Source organism: Microbacterium resistens NBRC 103078 (assembly GCF_001552355.1).
GTDB lineage: Bacteria > Actinomycetota > Actinomycetes > Actinomycetales > Microbacteriaceae > Microbacterium > Microbacterium resistens.
The window spans coordinates 1-6,425 of record NZ_BCRA01000082.1; the positions used below are offsets into that span (position 1 = coordinate 1).

At 74.0% G+C, this 6,425-nt stretch carries 7 protein-coding genes; 1 reads left to right on the forward strand and 6 read right to left on the reverse strand.

Translation table 11 applies throughout. The annotated features are described in order from the left end of the window. Positions 1–67 precede the first annotated feature (67 nt). The 6 genes from kdpC to MR1_RS13675 form a co-directional block, all read right to left on the reverse strand. On the reverse strand, positions 68–700 hold the full coding sequence (gene kdpC / locus MR1_RS13655) for a potassium-transporting ATPase subunit KdpC (RefSeq protein WP_067247875.1): 633 nt from the start codon (positions 698–700) through the stop codon (positions 68–70). 21 nt (positions 701–721) lie between these two features. After that, entirely contained in the window at positions 722–2,908 is a 2,187-nt protein-coding gene (gene kdpB, locus MR1_RS13660) for a potassium-transporting ATPase subunit KdpB (protein WP_067247878.1), read from the reverse strand. A gap of 1 nt (position 2,909) precedes the next feature. Next, entirely contained in the window at positions 2,910–4,592 is a 1,683-nt protein-coding gene (gene kdpA, locus MR1_RS13665; protein WP_067247882.1) for a potassium-transporting ATPase subunit KdpA, read from the reverse strand. Then, a complete protein-coding gene (locus MR1_RS13670; protein WP_067247885.1) occupies positions 4,592–4,681 on the reverse strand; it encodes a potassium-transporting ATPase subunit F in 90 nt (29 codons plus the stop codon). Before MR1_RS13670 ends, kdpA begins: the two co-directional genes overlap by 1 nt. Continuing rightward, positions 4,678–4,818, reverse strand: coding sequence for a hypothetical protein (locus MR1_RS19830; RefSeq protein WP_157518199.1), 141 nt, complete (start codon positions 4,816–4,818; stop codon positions 4,678–4,680). Before MR1_RS19830 ends, MR1_RS13670 begins: the two co-directional genes overlap by 4 nt. A gap of 140 nt (positions 4,819–4,958) precedes the next feature. After that, positions 4,959–5,555: a GNAT family N-acetyltransferase gene (locus tag MR1_RS13675; protein WP_067247888.1), complete on the reverse strand. Its 597-nt coding sequence runs from the start codon at positions 5,553–5,555 to the stop codon at positions 4,959–4,961. Positions 5,556–5,616: 61 nt separating this feature from the next. Between MR1_RS13675 and MR1_RS13680 the strand changes: the two genes are divergently transcribed. Further along, positions 5,617–6,417: a MerR family transcriptional regulator gene (locus MR1_RS13680; protein WP_067247890.1), complete on the forward strand. Its 801-nt coding sequence runs from the start codon at positions 5,617–5,619 to the stop codon at positions 6,415–6,417. Positions 6,418–6,425 lie beyond the last annotated feature (8 nt).

Genomic DNA, 6,425 nt, shown 5'->3' on the forward strand with positions numbered 1-6,425 from the left:
AGGACGCGCAGGCGACCGCGCGGCCGCCCGCCGGGGCGCCCGCGCGGCGGCGATCCGCCTGCGTCGGTCATCGGCCCTCCCGGTCCTGCGCGTCGAGCGCGGTGTTGAGCTCCAGGACGTTGACCCGTGGTTCGCCGAGGAATCCCAGGTCTCGATTCTGCACCCGCGACTCGACGAGCGCGCGCACGTCGTCGGCGGCGATCCCGCGCGCCTCGGCTACGCGGGGGACCTGCAGCAGCGCGCACGGGAGGCTGATGTCCGGATCCAGGCCGGAGCCGGAGGTCGTGACCGCGTCGGCGGGGACGGCGTCCTCCGAGACCCCCTCGCGGACGGCGATCTCGGCGCGCCGCGCGGCGATCGCCTCGACGAGCTCCGGATTCGTCGGGCCCAGGTTGGATCCGCTCGACGACGACGGGTCGTAGCCGTCGCCGGCGGCGGAGGGGCGGGGGAAGAAGGACGAGAGGTCGTCCTCGGCGGGGAGCTGCCCGATCAGCGCGCTGCCGACGGGCTCCTCCCCGCCCGGCCAGCCACCGGTCCGCTCCCCGGCGGCGTCGACCTGCGAGCCGTTCGCCTGCCAGGGGAGGACGAGCTGACCGATGCCGGTGAGGGCGAGCGTGTACCCGACGCCGAGCAGGAGGGTGAGCACGAGCATGGCCCTCAGGGCCACGGCCCCCGTGCGGACGGAGGTGCGGACGTTCATGGGAGGCCTTTCGGAGAGGGGTCAGAAGCCGGGGAAGAGGCTCACGACGAGGTCGATGAGCTTGATGCCCACGAAGGGGACGATGACGCCGCCGATGCCGTACACGAGGAGGTTGCGCTGCAGGATCTGCGCGGCGCCGGCCGGCCGGTAGCGCACCCCGCGCAGGGCGAGCGGGATGAGGAAGACGATCACGATCGCGTTGAACACGATCGCGCTGGTGACGGCCGACGCGGGGGAGTGCAGGCCCATGATGTTCAGCGCGCCGAGCCCGGGGAAAGCCCCCATGAACATCGCGGGGATGATCGCGAAGTACTTCGCGATGTCGTTGGCGAGCGAGAAGGTCGTGAGCGCGCCCCGGGTGATGAGCAGCTGCTTGCCGATCCGCACGATGTCGATGAGCTTGGTGGGGTCCGAGTCGAGGTCCACCATGTTCCCGGCCTCCTTGGCGGCGGAGGTCCCGGTGTTCATGGCGACGCCGACGTCGGCCTGGGCGAGCGCCGGCGCGTCGTTCGTGCCGTCCCCCGTCATCGCGACGAGGCGCCCGCCCTCCTGCTCCCGGCGGATCAGCGCGAGCTTGTCCTCGGGCGTGGCCTCGGCGAGATAGTCGTCGACGCCCGCCTCAGCGGCGATCGCCTTCGCCGTCAGCGGGTTGTCCCCGGTGATCATCACGGTGCGGATGCCCATCCGGCGCAGCTCGCCGAAGCGTTCGGCCAGTCCCTCCTTGACGACGTCCTTGAGGTGCACCACACCGAGGACGCCCCCGGCCGCCGCTCGCTCGACGACCGGAGAAGCGACGGCGACGACCAGCGGGGTCCCGCCGGAGGCGGCGATCTCGTCCGCGAACCGGGCCGCCTCGGCGGCGGCGGCCTCCGCCCCGCCCTCCTCCGCCAGCCAGGCGCGGATCGCCGAGGCGGCGCCCTTGCGGATGCGCGTGCCGTCCGGCAGGTCCACGCCGCTCATCCGCGTCTGCGCCGTGAACGGCACGGCGACCGCGTCCTCGGGGGCCTGGACGGCGACCCCGCGCGCGGCGGCGAGCTCCACGATCGAGGCTCCCTCGGGCGTCGGGTCCGCGAGGGAGGACAACGCGGCCGCCCGCAGCAGCTCCTCGGCGGACACGTCGCCGACGGGGCGCACATCCGTCGCCCGCCGGTTTCCGTAGGTGATGGTGCCGGTCTTGTCCAGCAGGAGGGTCGTGACGTCGCCGGCCGCCTCCACCGCGCGCCCGGACATGGCCAGGACGTTGCGCTGCACGAGCCGGTCCATGCCGGCGATGCCGATGGCCGACAGCAGCGCGCCGATGGTGGTGGGGATGAGGCAGACGAGGAGGGCCACGAGGACCGGGATCCCCACGGGGGAGGCCGAGTACGCCGCGATGGGGCCGAGCGCGAGCACGACCACCAGGAACACGATGGACAGGCTCGCGAGCAGGATGTTCAGCGCGATCTCGTTGGGGGTGCGCTGGCGGTCGGCGCCCTCGACGAGCGCGATCATGCGGTCGACGAAGGTCTCCCCCGGCTGGGACGTGATGCGCACGACGATCCGGTCCGATAGCACGCGCGTCCCGCCGGTCACGGCGCTGCGGTCGCCGCCGGACTCGCGCACGACCGGGGCGCTCTCGCCCGTGATCGCCGACTCGTCCACCGTGGCGATCCCGGAGACGATGTCGCCGTCGCCCGGGATCGGCTCCCCCGCGGTCACGACGACCACGTCGCCGAGCCGCAGGTCCGCCGACGACACCTCCTCGGTCGCGGCGTGCGCGGCGTCCGGATCCGCGGCCTCGTCGTAGCCGACGACGCGGCGCGCGGTCGTGCTCGTCCGGGTCTTCCGCAGGGTCGCGGCCTGCGCCTTGCCGCGGCCCTCCGCCACGGACTCCGCGAGGTTCGCGAACAGCACCGTGACCCACAGCCATCCGGCGATCGCGGCCGTGAAGCCGGCGGGCACCGCGGCTCCGCCGGACGCGTCCGCGCCGAGGAACGGCTCGGCGATCGCGAGCACGGTGGTGAGGGCCGCGCCCGCCCAGACGAGCAGGATCACGGGGGTGCGCAGGAGCCGCGCGGGGTTGAGGCGGCGCAGCGCGCCCGGGAGAGCGGCGGCGAGCTGCCGCGGCCCGAACGCGCGCGGCGTGCGGGAGGAATGGTCCGGCGCGGACGGGTCTGCGACGGACGTGGGGTCGGGGACCGGGGCGCGGTCGGTGTCGGTGAGGGTCATGTCAGACGAGTCCTTCTGCGAGGGGCCCGAGCGCGAGCACGGGGAAGTAGGTGAGAGCGGTGACGATGACGGTCACCGCGGCGAGGAGCCCGGCGAACTGCGGGCGATGGGTCGGCAGGGTGCCCGCGGTCTCCGGGACCCGGTCCTGCGCGGCGAGCGAGCCGGCCAGCGCGAGCACGAGCACGATCGGCAGGAACCGGCCGAGGATCATCGCCACACCGAGCGCCGTCGCGAGCCACGGCGTGCTGGCGGTGAGTCCCGCGAAGGCCGAGCCGTTGTTGTTGGCGGCCGAGGTGAACGCGTAGAGCACCTCGCTGAGACCGTGCGGACCCGGGTTGAGGATGCTGATGGACACCACCTCCTCGCGGATGCCGGGGAGGGCGAAGCTCAGGGCGGTCCCGCCGAGCACGAGGGTCGGCACGACGAGGATGTAGAGGCTCGCGAGCGTGATCTCCCGCGGGCCGATGCGCTTGCCGAGGTACTCCGGGGTCCGCCCGACGAGCAGCCCGCCGACGAACACGGCGAGCACGGCGAGCACGAGCATCCCGTACAGCCCGGATCCGACGCCGCCGGGGGCGACCTCGCCCAGCATCATGTTGAGCATCGGCATCATGCCGCCGAGTGCCGTGTAGGAGTCGTGCATCGAGTTCACGGCACCGGTCGAGGTGAGCGTGGACGCACTGCCGAACAGCGTGGACCCGAAGATCCCGAACCGCTGCTCCTTGCCCTCCATGGCGCCGCCGGCCAGCGCCGGGGCCGCGCCGTTCCCCGCCGCCTCCAGCGCGGTCAGGGCGGCGGTCGAGATGAGGAAGATCCCGGCCATCACCCCGGCGATCGCGTATCCCTGGCGATCGTCGCCGATCATCCGGCCGAAGGCGCGGGGAAGCGAGAACGGGATGGCGAGGATCAGCAGGATCTCGACGAGGTTCGTCCAGGGCGTGGGGTTCTCGAACGGGTGCGCGGAGTTCGCGTTGTAGAAGCCGCCGCCGTTCGTGCCCAGGAGCTTGATGACCTCCTGGGAGGCGACCGGGCCGCCCGGCAGGGCCTGCGTGCCTCCGGAGAGGGTCTGCACCTCGGTGAACCCGGCGAGGTTCTGCGCGACGCCGCCCGCGAGCAGCACGAGGGCGCCGAGGACCGCGACCGGCACCAGGAGCCGGACCAGGCCCCGGATCAGGTCGACCCAGAAGTTCCCGATCGTGCCGCTGCCGCGCCGCGCGAAGCCGCGCACCAGCGCGACCGCCACCGCGATCCCCACGGCGGCGGAGACGAAGTTCTGCACCGTGAGGCCGGCGAGCTGCACGAGGTGCCCCACGGTCTGCTCCGGCGAGTACGACTGCCAGTTGGTGTTCGCGACGAACGAGGCGGCGGTGTTGAACGCGATGGGCTCGGGCACGGGCGGAAGGCCCAGCGAGAGGGGGAGCACGGCCTGCGCGCGCTGGAGCAGGTAGAGCAGGATCAGCCCGACGACCGAGAACGCGAGCAGGCTCCGCGCGTAGGAGCGCCAGGTCTGCTCCGCCGTCGGATCGACGCCGATGAGCCGGTAGATGCCGCGTTCGACGCGGAGGTCCTTCGCCCCCGTGTAGATGCGGGCGATGGCGTCGCCCAGCGGGCGGTAGAGCAGGACGAGGGCGACGAGGAGCACGCCCGCCTGCAGGATGCCGAAGCCGATGGCGGCCGCGTCCATCAGAACCGCTCCGGGGCGATGAGCGCGACGAGGAGGTAGCCGATGGCGGCGACGGCCAGGACGGCGGCGAGGATCTGCAGGACGATCATCCGCGCTCGCCTCCGTCCACGGCTTCGCGACGGGCGGGGCGGCGGGCGGGGGCGCCGATGCGCTCCGCGCCCCTCGCCGCCATCGCGACGAGCAGGAACAGCGCGAGCGTCAGCGCCAGATAGAGGAGATCGAACACGGATCGATCTCACTGCCCCGGCGGGCCGCGAACGGCGATCCTCACGGAATCCCTACGGCGGCCGGGCGGACCCATGCGGATCCCTGACGGCGGACCCGGTCCCGTCACCCGCGGGGCACGGACCGGCGCGGCACGGGCGGTCAGCGCGGGGGCGCGGTGGGCCAGTCCTCGGCGAGCACGGCGTAGTCCATGCCGTCCATCCACTCGCCGGACCGGTGCAGCGCCGTGCGCCGGCTGTGCTCCTCGCGGCGCATCCCGATCCGTTCCATGAGCCGCCACGACGGCTCGTTCGCGGCGAAGCACCCCGCGTGCACGCGGCGCAGCCCCAAGGGCCCGAAGCAGGCGTCGATCACCGCGCGGACGGCCTCGGTGGCGTAGCCGCGCCCGGCGTGGGCGGGATCCAGCACCCAGCCGAGCTCCGCCTGCGTGCCCCGCGCCGCGTCGACGACCTCGGCCTGCGCCCAGCCGTCCTCGACGCGCACCATCAGGTCGCCGACGATGACGGGGTCCTTCCCGGGCTCGCGGCGCACGATGACGAACGTCGTCGCCAGGCGCTCGGGGTCCGAGTACGTCTCGTGGAACACCGCGCGGGTGGCCGGCGCGCGACCCAGCCACCGGTTCACCTCCGGGAGCCGGCGGTACGCCCAGACGGCGTCGAGGTCGGCGGGGACGCAGCGACGGATCTCGAGGCGCTCGGTGCGCAGGGGCCAGGGCTCGGCGGCGGTCGATGAGGTCACGGCGCCAGGCTATCGACCGGCGGGGACAGACGCGGGCGTCCCGACGTGGCAGTCTCGATGCATGCCCTCCGCCGCCGATCCCGACGAGCTCGCCACGGTCGGCGCCGTCGCGGCGTCGCTCGGCGTGACGGTGCGGACCCTGCATCACTGGGACGCCATCGGACTCGCCTCGCCGTCGCGGCGCACGTCCGGCGGATACCGCGCGTACGACCCGGCCGATGTCGCGCTCCTGCGGCGCATCGTGCTTCTCCGCGAGCTCGGCGTGCCCCTCGCGGGCATCCGGACCCTGCTGTCCGCCGGGGCCGACGAGCGCCGTGCGGAGCTCACGCGGCGCCGCGCGGAGCTGGACGAGCGGATCGCTCGGCTGCAGGAGGTCGCCGCGGCGGTCGACCGGCTCATCGCCGCCGACGCCACCGGTCCGCTGCTCGCCGCCGACGAGGCGACGGACGTGTTCGGCGAGGACTGGGACCCGGCGTGGACGGCCGGGGCGCGCGAGCGCTGGGGGGATTCCGCGCAGTGGGCCGAGTACGCCGAGCGGGCGGCCGAGCGGGACGCCGACGACTGGCGGGCCGTCGTGGGCGAGCTGGAGGAGGTGCTGACGGCCTGCGCGGAGGCGTTCGGTGCGGGAGTCCGGCCCGAGGACGGCCGCGCGGCCGCGCTCGTGGAGCGGCACCGGCAGGCGATGAGCGCCTACTTCCACTGCACGCCGTCGATGCACGTGATCATGGCGCAGACCTTCTCCGGGGAGCACGCGGCGCACTACGACGGTTACGCTCCCGGTCTCGGGGAGTGGCTGCGCGCCGCGGTCGAGGCGTCCGCCCGCGCCCGCGGCATCGATCCGGCCCGCGCGCGGTGGGAGTGACCGCCGGG